General features: G+C 67.1%; 14 protein-coding genes. 6 read left to right on the forward strand and 8 right to left on the reverse strand.

The genetic code is table 11. The features are described from left to right. Nucleotides 1-16: 16 nt before the first annotated feature. The 5 genes from QH168_RS12290 to QH168_RS12310 form a co-directional block, all read right to left on the reverse strand. The gene (locus tag QH168_RS12290) at nucleotides 17-1,072 is read right to left on the reverse strand and encodes a Gfo/Idh/MocA family protein (protein ID WP_280234725.1); all 1,056 of its coding nucleotides are present in this window, start codon (nucleotides 1,070-1,072) and stop codon (nucleotides 17-19) included. A gap of 377 nt (nucleotides 1,073-1,449) precedes the next feature. Next, nucleotides 1,450-2,580, reverse strand: a complete 1,131-nt coding sequence (locus QH168_RS12295) for an NAD(P)H-dependent flavin oxidoreductase (RefSeq protein WP_280234726.1) — start codon at nucleotides 2,578-2,580, stop codon at nucleotides 1,450-1,452. Further along, nucleotides 2,577-3,383 carry a CoA-transferase subunit beta gene (locus tag QH168_RS12300; RefSeq protein ID WP_280234727.1) on the reverse strand — a complete coding sequence of 269 codons (807 nt, stop codon included), beginning with the start codon at nucleotides 3,381-3,383 and terminating at the stop codon, nucleotides 2,577-2,579. The genes QH168_RS12295 and QH168_RS12300 overlap by 4 nt, the downstream gene beginning before the upstream one ends. Beyond that, nucleotides 3,383-4,258, reverse strand: a complete 876-nt coding sequence (locus QH168_RS12305) for a CoA transferase subunit A (RefSeq protein ID WP_280234728.1) — start codon at nucleotides 4,256-4,258, stop codon at nucleotides 3,383-3,385. The genes QH168_RS12300 and QH168_RS12305 overlap by 1 nt, the downstream gene beginning before the upstream one ends. 6 nt (nucleotides 4,259-4,264) lie before the next feature. After that, nucleotides 4,265-5,029, reverse strand: a complete 765-nt coding sequence (locus tag QH168_RS12310) for an enoyl-CoA hydratase family protein (protein WP_280234946.1) — start codon at nucleotides 5,027-5,029, stop codon at nucleotides 4,265-4,267. A gap of 60 nt (nucleotides 5,030-5,089) precedes the next feature. Here QH168_RS12310 and QH168_RS12315 point away from each other — a divergent pair, with 60 nt between their 5' ends. From QH168_RS12315 to QH168_RS12335, 5 genes are all read left to right on the forward strand, one after another. After that, a complete protein-coding gene (locus QH168_RS12315) occupies nucleotides 5,090-5,887 on the forward strand; it encodes an SDR family oxidoreductase (protein WP_280234729.1) in 798 nt (265 codons plus the stop codon). Nucleotides 5,888-5,953: 66 nt separating this feature from the next. After that, nucleotides 5,954-6,865: an SDR family oxidoreductase gene (locus tag QH168_RS12320; protein WP_280234730.1), complete on the forward strand. Its 912-nt coding sequence runs from the start codon at nucleotides 5,954-5,956 to the stop codon at nucleotides 6,863-6,865. Between the two features lie 1,022 nt (nucleotides 6,866-7,887). Beyond that, the gene (locus QH168_RS12325) at nucleotides 7,888-8,970 is read left to right on the forward strand and encodes a hypothetical protein (RefSeq protein WP_280234731.1); all 1,083 of its coding nucleotides are present in this window, start codon (nucleotides 7,888-7,890) and stop codon (nucleotides 8,968-8,970) included. A 6-nt stretch (nucleotides 8,971-8,976) separates the two neighbouring features. Continuing rightward, nucleotides 8,977-9,492, forward strand: a complete 516-nt coding sequence (locus QH168_RS12330; protein WP_036532694.1) for an ImmA/IrrE family metallo-endopeptidase — start codon at nucleotides 8,977-8,979, stop codon at nucleotides 9,490-9,492. Then, complete coding sequence (locus tag QH168_RS12335) at nucleotides 9,489-10,517, forward strand: hypothetical protein (RefSeq protein ID WP_280234732.1); 1,029 nt, start codon at nucleotides 9,489-9,491, stop codon at nucleotides 10,515-10,517. Before QH168_RS12330 ends, QH168_RS12335 begins: the two co-directional genes overlap by 4 nt. A 154-nt stretch (nucleotides 10,518-10,671) precedes the next feature. On the opposite strand, the gene QH168_RS12340 is transcribed toward QH168_RS12335, so the two are convergent. Both QH168_RS12340 and QH168_RS12345 read right to left on the reverse strand, forming a co-directional pair. After that, entirely contained in the window at nucleotides 10,672-11,088 is a 417-nt protein-coding gene (locus QH168_RS12340) for a helix-turn-helix domain-containing protein (protein ID WP_014348820.1), read from the reverse strand. A 362-nt stretch (nucleotides 11,089-11,450) separates the two neighbouring features. Next, entirely contained in the window at nucleotides 11,451-12,614 is a 1,164-nt protein-coding gene (locus QH168_RS12345; protein ID WP_280234733.1) for a steroid 3-ketoacyl-CoA thiolase, read from the reverse strand. A 188-nt stretch (nucleotides 12,615-12,802) separates the two neighbouring features. On the opposite strand from QH168_RS12345, the gene QH168_RS12350 reads away from it, so the two are divergent. Further along, on the forward strand, nucleotides 12,803-14,074 hold the full coding sequence (locus QH168_RS12350; RefSeq protein WP_280234734.1) for a cytochrome P450: 1,272 nt from the start codon (nucleotides 12,803-12,805) through the stop codon (nucleotides 14,072-14,074). An 84-nt stretch (nucleotides 14,075-14,158) separates the two neighbouring features. Here QH168_RS12350 and QH168_RS12355 read toward each other — a convergent pair whose 3' ends face one another. Next, nucleotides 14,159-14,590 (reverse strand): nuclear transport factor 2 family protein, encoded by a 432-nt coding sequence (locus QH168_RS12355; RefSeq protein WP_280234735.1) that lies wholly within the window; start codon nucleotides 14,588-14,590, stop codon nucleotides 14,159-14,161. Nucleotides 14,591-14,593: the final 3 nt, after the last annotated feature.

The following is a 14,593-nucleotide window of genomic DNA, read 5'->3' on the forward strand; positions in this document are numbered from 1 at the left end:
CTATTTCCGGCCGGGTCTAGGCCGACACATCCGGTACGGGAACAGGCGCCGAACCCTGCGCCAGCGATTCCGCACCCGCCACGCCGACCAGTGAGGCCGCGACCGCGGGCCGCACCGGAATCAACGGGGGCGCCCCGTTCTCGATGGTGGCGCGGAATCCCTCCAGCACCGCCACCGTGCCCTCGGCCATCGGATCGATCGGCTCGTCGTGCACCAGATAGGGGTGCGGGGCGCGGACCTCCTCCCGCGTCTGCCCGTCCGGTTGCGCCCAGCCTTCCTTGCGCACCCGCACCGACCAGGCGCTGTCGCCGGTGGCGCGGCCCGATTCGGCGAGTCCGTCGGCGCCGCGCACCGATATCCAGCTCCAATGGCTGTCGACCTCTCCGGCGAGGAAACCGTGGCGGGCCAGGGCCAGCGTGCCGTCGGAGAGCCGGATGGCCATCGCCACGGCGGCGGGCCGATCGTCGCCTGGACCGACGGCGAAGGCGCTGACCTGGACCGGCCATGCGCCGGTGAGATTCAGCAGTGGAGACACGGTGTGCGTGCAGTACGCGGTCGGCGCGATGCGACCACGCCAGTGTGCCGGATCGCCGATGAGCCCCGCGGTGTCCTGCGGCGACAGGCTGTGCAGATAATCGGCCTCCACCATCGCGAGCGCGCCGAGCTCACCCGAATCGACCGACTCCCGCAGCAGCCGCGTATGCGGATGGAAGACATAGTTCTCGGCGAACGAGTAGGTCGCCGTCGACCGCTCCGCCGCAGCGATCAGCTCGCGCCCCTCCTCCTCGGAAGCACAGGCCGCCGTCTCCGACAGCACATGCACCCCGCGATCCAAAAACGCGATGGCCAACTCCGCATGCCCATCGAAATCATTGGCAATGATCACCCCATCCAGCCCAGCATCGAGCAACTCGACCCAATCCCCACTCACCCGAGCCGACGGAAACTTCACCCGCGCAGCCGCCACCTGCTCGACATCCCGATCACATATCGCCCCCACCTCCAACCCCACCCGCTCCGCCCACTCACCCATGTACATCCCCCGCACCAAACCCACAATTCCGATACTCATAGTTTCGGTATACGTCCGCAACAAAAATCTCTCAACCAATTTTCGCCTCCACTCACGGGAAGGTGGCCTGCGCTTCGCGGTCGACACCATCGTTCGGGATGCTTGGCTAGCGCGTACGAGTTCCGGAAGCGCGGCTGGAACTGCCTGACCGTGTGGCAATTTGTCACGCCGGGTGGCCGTCGGGGACGTTGCGGCAGTTCGTAAATGGGCGTCGGGCGTACGTTCTCGACCCGGATCGGCGGGGAGTGGCCCGTGCGAATCGACTATCGGATCCAGCGTTGCGGGAGTTGCGGAATTCGGCCGCGAGGCCTCGGAAGCGAAGTCAGGCGGCCTCCCCGGGAAGGGAGGCCGCCTGATCGGTGACCGAGCGGAGTCGGTTACTTGGACGCGCCGGGGATCGCCGCGGCGTCGTCGGTGAGCGCGGCGATCGTGTCGATCCGCGCGACCGCATCGCGCACGATGCGGTCGATGAGTTCCTGACAGGTGGGCAGGTCATCGATGATGCCGGTGACCTGGCCCGCGGCGAGCACGCCTGCCTCGGTATTGCCCTCGACGAGGCCCGCTTTCAGCAGCATCGGGGTGTTCGCGGCCATGATGACCTGCGACCAGGTGAGGTCCTTGGCCTTGCGCATGGCGAGGCCGTCGCGGACCATGGTCGACCATTTCATACCGGTCATGCTCTTGAACTTGGCGGCATTGGAGACGGCAGCGGTGAGACCGCGCCAATTGCCCGAATGTTCCAGGCGCTGCACCAGTTCGGTGTTCAACACGCGGTGCGGCATACCGTCGACCTTGAGCGACACCACCGTGTCCTGGAGATGCCGGTTCAGGTACTCCTGTTTCACGGCATCGGGCACCTGGCTCTCCTGCGTCAGCAGGAAGCGGGTACCCATGGCGATACCGGCGGCACCGTAGGCGAGCGCGGCGGCCAGACCGCGACCGTCGAAGAAGCCACCGGCCGCGACCACCGGAATGTCGACCGCGTCGAGCACCGACGGCAGCAGCAGCGTGGTCGCCACCGGACCGGTATGACCGCCGCCCTCACCGCCCTGCACGATCACCGCGTCCGCGCCCCAGGACGCCACCTTCACCGCATGCTTGGCCGCGCCGATCGACGGAACCACCACGACACCGGCGTCTTTCAGCTTCGCGATCAGATCCTGCTTGGGTGCCAGCGCGAACGACGCGACCGCCACCTTCTCCCGGATCAGCAGATCGATGCGCTCACCGGCATCGGAGGCATCGGCGCGGATGTTCACACCGAACGGCTTGGAGGTATGCGATTTGGTCTTGGCGATCGCGGCCTCGAGTTCGTCGTAGGTCATGGTGGCCGAGGCGAGAATGCCGAGTCCACCCGCCTCCGCGGTGGCCGCGACCAACCGCGGCCCGGCCACCCAGCCCATACCGGTCTGCACGATCGGATGCTCGATGCCGACCAGTTCGGTCAGCGGCGTCCGCAGCCGGGGCCGATCACCCTGTCCGGAAGCGTTCTGTGCTGCTGTGCTCATTGCACCTCCTTGTCGCGGAATCCCTTCGGGTCGAGGACGGTGCGGATGATCCGCAGCTCTTCCTCGGTGGGCAGCCGGGTCTCCGGCGCCTCGCCCAACTCGGCGATCTCGAACGAGGTGTTCTCGGCGACCTCATCGGCGGCCACACCCGGATGCAGCGACAGCGCGCGCATCGTATGGCCGGGCCCACCGAAGTCGAAGACGCCGAGGTTGCTCACCACACGGTGCAGATGATGGAACCGGTAGGCCGGATTCTCGGGATCGATCTTGTCGTAACCGATTCCGGACACCACATCGACACTCTCGCAGAACACCCGCTTGTTGTGCCTCGGCACGAAGTAGCTGGTGGCGTGGTTGATCGTATTGCCCGGAGCGCCGCGCACACCGAACATCTGCCGGGTCGGCTGCTGGAGCGGACCGAACGCGGACAGGTTCTGATTGCCGTACCGGTCCAGCTGATTCGCGCCCATGACGACATGGCGGCGACCGGACGCGACCACATCGAACACCCTGGAGAACGGAATCCAGCCCTCGATGGGAGCCTTACCGCCGATGGCCGGGACCTCGGCGAACAACAGCGCCTCACCATCGGACAGCAGCAGGTCCGGTGCGAAGGTCAGCCGCGCCAGCCGGGCGCCGATGGTGGTGACGGTGGACATGGGGCTTGCCATGATCTCGCCCGCGCCACGGAAGATCTCGGCCGCGGCGACGACGCAGACCTCGGCCCGAGTGATGGTTGAGGGCCCACCCGTCTCCCGGCCGCCACCCCTCACGGAATCGCTCTGCGATGCGGTACTGCTCATTACTTCTGCTCCTCGGCGAAAGCGCGGACGGCGGCCTGGTATTCGTCCTCGGACACATCCAGATAGCGCGCCTTGAACTCGGCCCACGATTCGGGCGTTGTGGCGGCCTCCACATAGTGACGCTGGAACTTCTCGTCGCGGCCGTAGCTGCCGGAGAAGGTGAAATGCGCGCCACCGGCGGATTCGACCACACCGTCGACCATCATGCGGTTGAGGATGATCGACTGCTGCGGAACGGCTTTCACCAGTTCCTCGGTTTCGACCAGGCGATCCACCGACAGGTAGCGGCGCTCGGCCGACAGGCAGTAGAGGTCGTCGAAGTAGGGGTCGACACCGGTGTAGGCGGCATTGCCGTGCTTATCGCCCAGATCCAGATGGACGAAGGCGGCGTCCAGGTTCAACGCGGGCATGGCGATGAGGGTTTCGGTCTTGCCATCGGTCGGGTACGGCGATTGCACCGTCTTCAGCTCGCCCTCCCAGAAATCGACCACGGCCGAACCCAATCCGGCCCGAATGGGTAGGAAGGGCAGGCGGGCGGCGGCGGCTTGCAGACCGCATTTCACCATGCCCTCGTCCATCTCGCGCACGGTGATCGCCCCCTCGGTGCGCGCCTTGGCGAACCACGGGTCGTAGAACGGTGCGGAGTCCAGCGAGACGAATCCGTAGTAGGCCTTGCGCACCTTGCCCGCCGAGCACAGCAGACCCAGATCGGGCCCGCCGTAGGTGACCACGGTCAGATCGGTGACATCCGAACGCAGCAGCGCCCGGACCAGGGCCATCGGCTTGCGTCGCGAACCCCAGCCGCCGAGGCCGATGGTCATACCGCTGCGCAGTTCGCCGACGATCTCGTCGAGCGTCATTTGCTTGTCGCGCATGAGTCTCTATTTCCCTTTCTTCTGCGCGGCCAGGTCGTCGTCGAAGCGCGCCCGGATCTCATCGGCCACACCGGCGAGGTTGAGTTCCATGGTGAAACCCTGCTCATAGCGGTAGGAGCGATGCACGTCCTGCACGTCGATGCCGTTGAGCGCGCGCTTGGCGGCACGGATGACCCGGCCGTCCTTGTCGGCGATGTTCTTGGCGACCTCCAGCGCGGCGGCGTCGAGTTCGGCGCGCGGCACGACCTGGAGCACGGAACCGTAGTGATGGAGCTGCTGCGCGGTGAGGGTGCCTGCCGTGTAGAACATCGCCCGCATCAGGTGCTGGGGGATCAACCGCGCCAGGTGCGTGGCGGCGCCGAGCGCGCCGCGGTCGACCTCGGGCAGTCCGAAGGTGGCGTCGTCGGAGGCCACGACGATATCGGAGTTGCCGACCAGGCCGATACCGCCGCCGAGGCAGAAGCCGTTCACCGCGGAGATCACCGGCACCTGGCAGTCGTAGACGGCGGCGAACGCTTCGAAGCAGCCGTGGTTGGCGCGGATCAGCGCGGTGTGCCCGGTGTCCTGGTTCATCTCCTTGATATCGACGCCCGCGTTGAATCCGCGGCCCTCCGCGCGCAGCACCACCACCTTGGTGTCCTGGTCGCGGCCTGCCTCGCGCAGCGCATCGGCGAGGGCGAACCAGCCGTCCGACGGTATGGCGTTGACCGGCGGATAGTCGACCGTGATGACGGTGATGCCGGTTGATTCGGTGTGACGGTTGATCCCCATCGCAGTTCCCATCGTGAGCGAACCTTGGCTAAGCAAGCAATTGCTTGGTAGGTTAGCACGGTGGCACTCGAAATCGATCTGTCCGGACGCGTCGTTCTGGTAACCGGCGGCGTTCGCGGCGTCGGCGCGGGCGTGAGCCGAGCCCTGCTCGCCGCCGGGGCGACCGTGCTGACCTGCGCTCGCCGCCCCGGTGAGGCCCCGGTGGAGTACGAGGGGCGGCAGGCCGAATTCCTGCCCTGCGATGTACGTGATGGTGACGCGGTACGCGAGATGATCGACACCGTCATCGCTCGGCACGGACGGCTCGACCATCTGGTGAACAATGCGGGCGGCGCGCCCTTCGCCCTGGCCGCCGATGCGAGCAAGAATTTCCACGCCAAGATCATCGAACTGAATCTGCTGGCCCCGCTGCTGGTTTCGCAGCTCGCCAATGCGGTGATGCAGGCACAGCCGGACGGCGGAACCATCGTCAATATCTCCAGCGTCAGCGCGCACCGCGCCTCGCCGGGCACCGCTGCCTACGGTGCGGCCAAAGCGGGCGTCGACAGTCTCACCGCCTCGCTCGCCGTGGAGTGGGCGCCGAAAGTTCGGGTGAACTCGCTGGTCGTCGGCCCGGTGGAGACCGAGCTGAGCCAGCTGCACTACGGCGACGCCGACGGAGTGGCCGCGGTCGGCGCGACGATCCCGCTGGGCCGACTGGCCCGGCCCGAGGACGTCGGCCGCTGCGTCGCCTTCCTCGCCTCACCACTGGCCGCGTACGTCAGCGGGGCGACGCTCGAGGTGCACGGCGGAGGTGAGCGCCCGGCGTTCCTCGATGCCGCGAACGCGGCCACACCCAACGGTGCACCGAAGCCCTGACCGATCATTCCGCGCTCCACCTCGGAAGCGGGCCGATCACCCACCCACCAGAACGATAGGAACACCATGGAAACCGATGGGATCTGCGCCGGACGTACCGTGATCATCACCGGCGCGGGCCGGGGCATCGGCCGGGCGCACGCGCTGGCGTTCGCCGCGGCGGGCGCGAAGGTGGTCGTCAACGACCTCGGCTCCGCGCTCAACGGAACCGACACCGGCGAGACCCCGGCCGAACAGGTCGTCGCCGAGATCCGCGCGGCCGGTGGCGAGGCCGTGGCCAATGGCGACGATATCGCCGACTGGGAAGGTGCGCGCCGACTCATCCGCCAGGCCGTCGACACCTTCGGCGGACTCGACGTGCTGGTCAACAATGCCGGATTCGTGCGCGACCGGATGCTGGTGAACCTGTCCGAAGACGAATGGGACGCCGTCGTCCGCGTGCACCTCAAGGGCCATTTCGCCACCATGCGCCACGCCATCGAATACTGGCGCGGTGAGTCCAAGGACGGTCGACCGGTGGATGCCCGCATCATCAACACCAGCTCCGGCGCCGGTCTCCAGGGCAGCGTCGGCCAGGGCAACTACGGCGCCGCCAAGGCCGGTATCGCGGGCCTGACCCTCACCGCATCGGCCGAATTCGCCCGCTACGGCGTCACGGTCAATGCGATCGCCCCCGCCGCCCGCACCCGGATGACCGAGACCGTCTTCGCCGACGATATGGCGGCGCCCGAAGAAGGCTTCGACGCCATGGCCCCGGAGAACGTCTCCCCGTTGGTGGTCTGGCTCGGCAGTGCCGAATCCGCCGGTGTGACCGGACGTATGTTCGAGGTCGAAGGCGGCAAGATCGCCGTCGCCGAAGGCTGGCGCCACGGCATCCCCGTCGACCGGGGCGCCCGCTGGGATCCGGCCGAACTGGGCCCGGTCGTCGCCGACCTGCTCGCCAAGGCCAACGACCCCGAACCGGTCTACGGGGCGTAACCACTTTCACGGACCCCGCCTCGGCCGCTCACCTGCACTGAGGCGGGGTTCGTCGATCCTGCACCTCTCGCGCACCGCTTCTTCACGCCGTTTTGCGGGTGTTCGCGGCGCTGGTGCCGTTCGTGACCGCGGTCGACGCCGGTCCGTTCGGGCGCCGAAGGAATTCCTCAGCGCCGCCCGGCCGATCAGATCATCGGACTCATCGCTGGTACTCGTCGCCGGTCGGGCACCGCTCTCTGAGCGGTTTTCGAGGTGCTGTGACCGACTGCACAACCTTGCCTCGAAGGGGATCGAATCGAGGGTGTCAGCAAACCGACCGTCAGGTCCTTCGCGGCCCGGTGCTCGCGGCGAGCCTCCGGCCTCGGCAGACGCGGTTTACGCCGTCCAGGCGAACGGAATGTGCCGTCTATCGGCGCCTGTGTGCGGGCGGTACGGCTGCGCCACCGGGAGCCCACGGTTTACTATGGGCAACCGTCGTTGAAGTCCGGGGTGTGCGTGTGGCCGGGCGAAGATCTGCGCAGTCTCTATGAGGGGAAGGCCGTCGCATGGCCATTGGTCGCATTACGCGTGTGCTCGCGGTAGCGGGGGCCGTCGGGTGCCTCGGGCTACTCGGGCCGGTGGCGGCCGAGGCCCAGCCGGACAGTAGCGCCGGACAGGGTGGCAACAGCGCTCCGAATCCGGGTAACGGCATCCTGCCGAATTCGGGCAGCGGTGGTGGAAACACGGGCGATCGCCTCGGCGCGAACGCGGGTCATGGTGCGGGAGCGGACTCGGGAGGTGGTTCCGGCGCACACGCGGGTAGCGCACCCCGCGTGAACGTAAACGGCGATCCCGGCGCGAATCCCGGCCCGAGTGCGGGTCCTGCTCCCGGAGTGAGTACGGGCAGTGGCCCTGCCGCGAACTCGGGTAACGGTGTTGACGGGGGTAGCGGCTCTGCCGCGAACTCGGGCAACGGCACCGACGCGAGTAGCCGCCCGACCACGAATGTGGGTACTGCCCCCGGTGCGAACTCCGGTCCCGGCGTGAATCCCGGCCCTGGCGTGAACCCCGCGCCAGGCGTGAACCCCGGCGCCAACTCCAACCCCGGCCAAGGCACGAACGCGACGAACAGCGCTACCCCTGTCAAAGACGACGCCGACGAATGGCAGCCGCTCACCATCCCGGGTCAGCGCACCCCGGTCGACGCGGGCATCGAACCGACCGACATCGCAGGACCGGGCACGGGCTCGGCCGGAGCGGGATCGGCTGCGGCGGGCTCGGCGGCCGCTGGCTCGGCGGCCGGGTCGGCCGGACTCGGCGCGGCCCTCGGGACCGGATCCTCGGCCCTCGGCGTGATTCTCAGTACCGGTTCGGCCGGGCTGGGCGCAACACTCGGAACCGGTTCAGCGGCAGTGGGATCGGCGGGTATCGGTGCGCTCGGAACCGGTTCGGCCGCAGTGGGTTCCGCTGGAGTAGGCGCGCTCGGCACCGGCTCGGCGGCACTCGGCACCGGTTCGGCAGCGCTGGGCACGGGTTCGGCAGCGGTTGGTTCGGCCGGTGTCGGCGCCCTCGGTACCGGTTCGGCGGCTGTCGGTTCGGCTGCTCTCGGGTCTGCGGGAATCGGTTCGGCCGCAACGGGTTCGGCCGCGGTGGGTTCGGCGGCCGTCGGCTCGGCCGCCGTCGGTTCAGCCTCCCCGCTGCTGTTGTTGCTGCTGCCCATCCCGCCGGTTCCGCCGGCCCCGGCCCTGCCCCCGCTGGCCATTCCGCCGGTGCCCGTGCCCGCGCCGCCGGTGATCGCGCCGGTCGTTCCGCCGGTTCCGGTCGTGCCGGTGATCGCACCGCCCGGGCCCGCTGCGGCCCCGGTAGCGCCCGCGCCCGCAGCACCGGCTCCCGCGGCCCCGGCTCCGGCGGCACCGCCCGCGATGGCCGCGCCAGCGGACCCCGATGTGCGCAATACCAGCTCCGATGACGGTCTGCCCGCACCGAAGATGTTGACGGTGATCGGTGGTCTGATCGCACTCACCCTGGCCGGAGCCGGTTCCGGTGCGGTGAGCTTCCAGAGTGCGTCGGCGGCGCAGGCGCGGATCGATGCCGCGCGCGCCGAATTCTTCGGAACGGGTGCGTGATCGGCGATGACACAGAGTAAGGCCCAGAGTGGTTCGCGTTCCTACCGCCGGGTTGCCGCGGCGGTGGACGCGGTATGCGCGGTGGCGGCCGATTTCGACGCCACCACCCTCGACGAGGTGGTGCTCGCCATCGCCGCCGAACGCAAACGCATGATCGAGATCGCCGATGCCGATCTCGGCCCCGGCGTCTGCGGTCAGCGCCGCTTCTACCCGGACAAAGATGTGATCGTGCTGGCAACGGCACTGCCGAGTCGCGAACACACCCTCGCACATGAGCTGGGGCACATCGTGTTCGACCACGAGGGTGCGCCAGCGCCGGAGGTGACGCTGGAAGCCAGTGACGATCTGATCGCCTACATGCTGAGCCAGCGCGCTCATCAGCAGATCGTCGACGACGGTGAGGACGAACAGGCCGAATGGGAGGCCGAGACCTTCGCCGCGATGCTGATGACGCGGCTGCGCGTATTCAACAACCGGGGCGCGGGCGTCTCGGTCCTTCGATTCGATGAGGCTCTTGGATGACCTTCTGGTTGACGGCCATGCTGGTCTGGGTGGCAGCCGGTGCGCGGGTGGGGCGCGTGCTGGTCAAGCCCGCGACGACCGCCCGTGTCGCCATCGTGATCGCGGTGTCCGCGGTCGCGATGGCCGCCACCGTCGCGATTCCCGATGTGGGGCTCGCGGTCGACAACCTGCTACCGGACGGTCTGCGCTCCGGGATGCTCTCCGATGGCGTCGTCGTCGCGGCCTGGCTGCTGTTCACCACGGCGACGTCGGTGGTCGCCTCGGCGGCGTGGCCGGTGGTCTCGCGCAGTAATCTGCGCCAGATCGCGCTGGCGATCTATGCGGTGGGTGCCGTCGCCGCGGCGACGGCGCTGGCGTGGACGCATATCGTCGGTTGGGTGATCGTCGCGCTCGGTGGGCTGTTCATCGTCGTCACCGGTCTGCGCAACCTGGACTGGACCGCGCTCGGGCGCGGTATCGCGATCTACACCACGGGCACCGCGGTGGTCGCGGTGATGGCCGCATTGGAGACCCGTCGCACCGCCATCGATGCTCCGCGCGCGGAACCCGGTGTGGCGGACTGGGGTTGGCCGGTGTGGCAGATCGCGAGCCTGTTGATCGCGTTCGGCGCCGTGTGGATCGTGATCGAACTGTGGGTGCGTGCGCGGCTGCTGCTGCGACGTATCGAGCTGCTGCACCGTGTACTGGTGAAGCGCTTCCCCGAGGTGGTCGCGCATGAGCAGGGCGGAACGTCAACGCAGTTGAAGGCTTCCGACCGGGTCGCGCAGATCATGGATGCGCTCTACCTCCAGTCCGGTGGCGGTGTGGAGATCGTCTCGGCCGGTGAACCGCCGGACTCGGTGACCCTGCGTGCCGATCGGGTGGCCCGGTGGGCACGTCATCCGCTCGGTGATGTGGTGGTCGATGCGCGCTGGATCGCACCGCCCGAGGGGGTGAGCCCGCGCGGCTGGGTCAATGCGATCGCGCAGGCTTTCGATACCACCGCACGCGAGCAGCAGCGGAAACCGGCCGAGGCACAGCGCTGAACCCGACGGGTCGATTCCGCTGCCCTGGCGCGGCTCACGCTCCGGGACAGCGGTTTTCGGACGTCTTCAGGCGGATTCGCTGCGGAGTGGCGCCGATCACATAAGGCAACACAGTGCGACCGATCGGTCGCACTGTGTTGCCTTATGTGCGAGTCTATTCGGTCCCGTCCGGAGGAACTTCGGGCAGACCTTCGCTCGCCCGGAGTTTCTCCGCCATGGACGTCAGTAGATTCTGGGATTCTTCGGACAGATCGAATGCCCGGCTCGACAGCCGACGCAGTCCGTAACCCTGCAACTGCGACAGCAGTTCCAGGTCGTGATCGATCTTGGCGGCGTAGATGTCGTTGAAGAAGTAGTCCGGCTTGACCTTGAAGAACTTCGCCAATGCGGCCACCGTCTCATCCGACGGATTGGTCCGCTGCCCGGACCGCAACTGTGACAGATACGGTTTGGAGATCGGATGCCCTGAGGCCGTCAGCGCAGCTGCGACCTCCGCGTTCGTGTGCGGCTTACGCCCCGGGGGATGCACGGTTTCGAACAGCTTGTTCAGCCGCGCCGCGAAATCAGCCATTGTGAGCCGCCCAATTCCCTTCGCTGTACTAACAGTCGTTATCTCGGATACGTATCATTGATATTAGCGGCTCAGTAACTGAAAACCTACGCCTGATTCCGAATTTCCTTGAAGCTTCCAGGTCGGTATCCAGTGCAGAGGCTCCGAGCGTGGCGTTTGCGGGTTACACCAACGGCTCTTGTGGAGCCGTCCGGCCAGCAAGTTCTAGCCCGTCGCGGGGTTCTTCCCGGTCGGACCGGCGGTAGCCGCAAGATAGCTGACACTTCATCTAGTCGTCTGTACCGAAGTTTGTGTGGCGTACGACACGTTTTGCCGCCTCCGAGATGAACGTTCAACTTGCACGGGGGAATTGGTTGAAAGGCTTACAGTCGCTCGATGATCGTGCCTGTCGCGAGTGCGCCACCGGCACACATGAGCACCATTGCGATGCTGCGATCGGAGCGCTCCAGCTCGTGCAAAGCCGTTGTGATGAGGCGGGATCCGGTGGAGCCCACCGGATGGCCGAGTGCGATGGCGCCACCGTTGACGTTCACCCGGTCCATATCGGGCTTGTGCACCGCCGCCCACGACAGCGGCACCGAGGCGAATGCCTCGTTGATCTCGAACAGATCGATATCGCCGATGCTCATGCCCGAGCGCTCCAGCAGTCGGGTGGTGGCCTGCACGGGACCGTCGAGATGGAATTCGGGTTCCGAGCCGACCAGGCACTGGGTGACGATCCGCGCACGCGGCGTCAAACCTTCACGGCGCGCGGCCTTTTCATCCATCAGCAGGACTGCTGCGGCGCCGTCGGAGATCTGCGAGGACGTACCGGCGGTGTGGATACCTCCCTCGAGGACCGGCTTCAGGCCGGCCAGGCTCTCCGTCGTGGTCTCCCGCAGACCCTGATCGCGGGTGACATCCATCTTCTCGCCGGTGAGGTTGCCTTCCTTATCGGCGACCGGCGCGGTCACGGTGAGCACCTCGCGGTCGAAGCGACCCTCGGCCCATGCCTGTGCGGCCAGTCGCTGCGAGCGCACGCCCAGTGCGTCGATGTCGTCGCGGGTGATGCCGCGCCGCTTGGCGATTCGTTCGGCGGCCTCGAACTGGTTGGGCAGGTCGATATCCCATGCGGCGGGCCTGCGCGGCCCCGCGTTCTCGCCGACGTTGGCGCCGAGCGGAACCCGGCTCATGGCCTCGACGCCGCACGCCATGCCGATCTCGATGGCATCGGTGGCGATGAGACCGGCGATCAGGTGGTTGGCCTGCTGCGCCGAACCGCACTGGGCGTCGATGGTGGTGCAGCCGACCTGCCAGGGGAGCCCGGCATGCAGCCAGCCCACCCGGGTGACGTTGTTGGACTGTTCGCCCGCCTGGGTGACGCAACCGCCGATGACCTGTTCGACGAGGGCGGGGTCGAGATGTGCGCGTTCGAGCAGCCCGCGCTGGGCGAGGCCGATGAGTTCGGCGGCATGTAGGCCGGACAGCCAGCCGCGGCGCTTGCCGATCGGGGTGCGGGCGGCTTCGACGATGACGGGTGTACCCATCTCCAACCTTTCCTCGAGGACAGAAATGAAACGTGTTCCTGACACTTGTCACGGGCGGATCTGTCCGGTTTCTTTCCTAGTTTTCCCGCCTGTGCTTCAATAATTGTAGAACGTGTTCCAGTTCCGTGGTCGATTGGATTCACTGGTCCGTGGTGTCCGCGGTCGCGGTATCGCGAAGGAGGCAACTGGTGGTAGCCCCTCGGACGGTCCGGCCCGATGTGCCGGACGGATTCGATGTCACCGATCCCGAAATCTATGCCCACCGTATTCCGGTCGAGGAGTTCGCCGAGCTACGTCGGGCCGCCCCGATCTGGTGGAATCCGCAGCCACCGGAGGTCGGCGGGTTTCATGACGACGGCTTCTGGGTCGTCAGCAAGCATGCCGAGGTCAAGGAGGTCTCCCGGCGCAGCGAGGTGTTCTCCACCTATGAGAACACCGCGATTCCGCGATTCAACGACGACATCACCCGCGAGCAGATCGAGTTGCAGCGGTTCGTTCTGATCAACAAGGACGCACCCGAGCACACCAAACTGCGCAAGATCATCTCGCGTGGATTCACCCCGCGTGCGATCAACGGCTTGCGGGCCGAGCTGTCGGCGCGCGCCGAGGCCATTGTGAAGACGGCCGCGGAATCCGGTTCGGGCGACTTCGTCACCCAGATCGCGTGCGAACTTCCGTTGCAGGCCATCGCCGAACTCATCGGCGTCCCGCAGGAAGACCGCATGCGGGTCTTCCACTGGTCGAACGAGATGACCTCTTACGACGATCCCGACAGCGATGCCGATCCGGTGGTGGCCTCCGCGGAAATCCTCGGATACGCCTACCAGATGGCCGCCGACCGCAAGAAGTGTCCGGCCGATGACATCGTCACCACATTGATCGAGGCCGATATCGATGGCGACAAGCTCTCGGAGGAGGAATTCGGATTCTTCGTGATCATGCTCGCGGTGGCGGGCAACGAGACCACCCGCAATGCCATCACCCACGGCATGATGGCGTTCCTTGACCACCCCGATCAGTGGGAGCTGTTCAAGAAGGAGCGTCCGGCCACCGCCGCCGATGAGATCATCCGCTGGGCCACGCCGGTGACCTCCTTCCAGCGCACCGCACTGGAGGATGTGGAACTCGGCGGGGTGCAGATCAAGAAGGGGCAGCGGGTGGTCATGCTGTACCGCTCGGCCAACTTCGACGAGGACGTCTTCGAGAACCCGGAGAAGTTCGACATCATGCGGGCCGACAATCCGCATCTGTCCTTCGGCGGCACCGGCGCGCACTTCTGCGTCGGCGCGAACCTGGCCCGCCTCGAAGTCGACCTGATCTTCAACGCGATCGCCGATCATCTGCCCGATATCAGCAAGCTCGGCGATGCGAAGCGGCTGCGTTCGGGGTGGCTCAACGGCATCAAGGAATTCCCGGTCGACTATCGGACCTGCCCGGTCACCGGCGACGCCGCTGGCTGACGCGGTCCGCCCGCCGAACGGCGATGCCCTCGATCCGCGGATCGAGGGCATCGCCGTTTGTTCGGTGGAAGGCGCGGTACCGGGTCAGCCGACCGGGCGCGCGGTCGCCATGGCCCGGTCGACCTCCCAGAACGCGCGCAGCGCGGCGATCTTGCCCGCCTCGTCGACCCGGTAGGTGAACACGCCTTCGGCATCGATCACGTGTCCGCCGACCGTACTACGAATGGTTCCGGTGAACGCGACTTCCGAACCGCAGGCGAAGGAATCGTCGAACAGGAACTCGATCGACTCGGTCGCCGCGATCGCCTTGTCCCAAAAGGCCGCGATGGCGTCGCGACCCCGGTGGCCGAGGCCCTGCGGATCGAATCCCGACGGGCCGATCGGATCCTCGACGATGCCATCGGCCGCGAACAGATCCAGCCAGGCTTCTTTGTCACGTGCCCGCACCGCCGTCTGCGAGGCGAGTCCCGCGGCGCGCGCCGGATGGTCGGTGATGGGGGAGGAGTCGACGGTCATAGT

The organism is Nocardia cyriacigeorgica (assembly GCF_029868385.1).
Classification (GTDB): domain Bacteria; phylum Actinomycetota; class Actinomycetes; order Mycobacteriales; family Mycobacteriaceae; genus Nocardia; species Nocardia cyriacigeorgica_F.